Below are 1,533 nucleotides of genomic sequence, written 5' to 3' on the forward strand. Positions count from 1 at the left end.
TAGTGTCTACTGAACAAATACCAATTTTTGCTGCGGCAATAAAAAGTGCAAAATCCGCCCAAACAGGCGCGAAAGGGTATGCTGGATTTTACGCAGATTCAACACTACAATCGACATGGCAAGCGTAAAACCTACGGTCTCCGCCAGTTTCGTTTTCACTTTTCCAAGGTTGCATTTGCGTTTTGCAAAGCTGAATTGTCGTTCAACCTCTATCCGTTCATTCTGGTCGAAATGGGTCTGCCGCCTGTCGCGCTGCTCGTCCCTTCTCGGTCTTCCCAATGCCGGACCGCTGAGCCGGATTCCGTGCAGTTTGCAGTAGCTGAGGTTTTCGCGGTTTCGGTAAATCTTGTCCGCCAGCACGCGCTCCGGATAATGTCCCTCACGGGCTCTGTAACGCTCTATGGTTTCAACCAGCTTTGTGGCTTCGTTGTAGGCATCAAATGACCAGTACTCCAACCTTGCCCATCCATTGGATACACTGATATCTAGTTTTGCCCCGAACTCCACCGGCTTTCCGGCTTTTCCGCGTACGATTGGTCGGATGAACGGCTGACTTACACTGACAATCCTGTCAGGAACGGAATGTGTATGGTTGTCATACATGTACTTCTGCTGTTCGTAAATTTTTCGCAGTGTTTCAAGCCGAAGCTGCTGCTTTTGGGATAGCTTCAGGCCGGATTGCAGCATAGAATCGACGATGGAAAGGTCTCTGCGGAGATACTGGAGTTGCTTACGGATTGCTTCGCGCGTCTTCTTCACGTTGTGCTTGCGGCTGCGCATATACTTGAGGCTGTCCTTGTGGGCCTTGTTGCGATAGGTTCTGGGTTTCTCTTCCACGCTCTGCTCCTGCAGCGTATCAATGATCTGCTCTGCATTTTCACGCGCCTCGTTCAAAAGCGACACATCCTGCGGAAATCGGATATCAGACGGCGCGCAGGTTGCATCCACAATCAGAGTGCCGCTGTTACCACCGCCTGTGGGAGTGTTATGGTCGTCGTTGTTCTCTGATGTGGTTACAGTTTTGAGTATCATCTCGTTGATTTCTCCCAGCACTTCCGGCGTCAGGCGCTTACGGAAGTACACCATAAGAGATGGGTCAAAGGGCTGCTTGCTGTCGTCGTAGCCGGGATTGCCGCAGAAGTATTGAAAATACGGATTCTCCTGAATCTGCAGAGCCGTTTCTTCGTCGGAAAAACCGTACTCCGCCTGAATGATGCAGGCTCCTAAGGCTAAGCGTAGTGGCTTTGCCACATTGCCCTTGCGATTGGTGAACAGCTTGGCATAGCGTTTCTCAATATCCAGCCAGGGTATTGTCTGTGCCTTTTTGACCCAGCGATTGCTTTCTTTCAGATTCATGCCTGCCGGTTGATTGAAGTCAGAAAGGCTGATCTGACCGTTACTGTATCGATACATGGCCGCCTCCAAGTGCAAGGTTTTTCGCGTGTTTTCCCGTTTTTCCTTGCACTTATTATACCGCAGAAACGGCGCTATTTCTTGATATCACGTGGCCTTTTTTTTGTTCAGTGGACATTA

At 50.0% G+C, this 1,533-nt stretch carries 1 protein-coding gene; it reads right to left on the reverse strand.

Features of this window, described 5'->3' with window-relative positions; genetic code table 11:
* Window positions 1-6: 6 nt before the first annotated feature.
* Window positions 7-1,413 carry an IS5 family transposase gene (locus GT748_RS15025; protein ID WP_009325351.1) on the reverse strand — a complete coding sequence of 469 codons (1,407 nt, stop codon included), beginning with the start codon at window positions 1,411-1,413 and terminating at the stop codon, window positions 7-9.
* Window positions 1,414-1,533 lie beyond the last annotated feature (120 nt).

Origin of the sequence: Bittarella massiliensis (ex Durand et al. 2017) (genome assembly GCF_009876955.1) — a bacterium.
GTDB classification, from domain to species: domain Bacteria; phylum Bacillota; class Clostridia; order Oscillospirales; family Ruminococcaceae; genus Bittarella; species Bittarella massiliensis.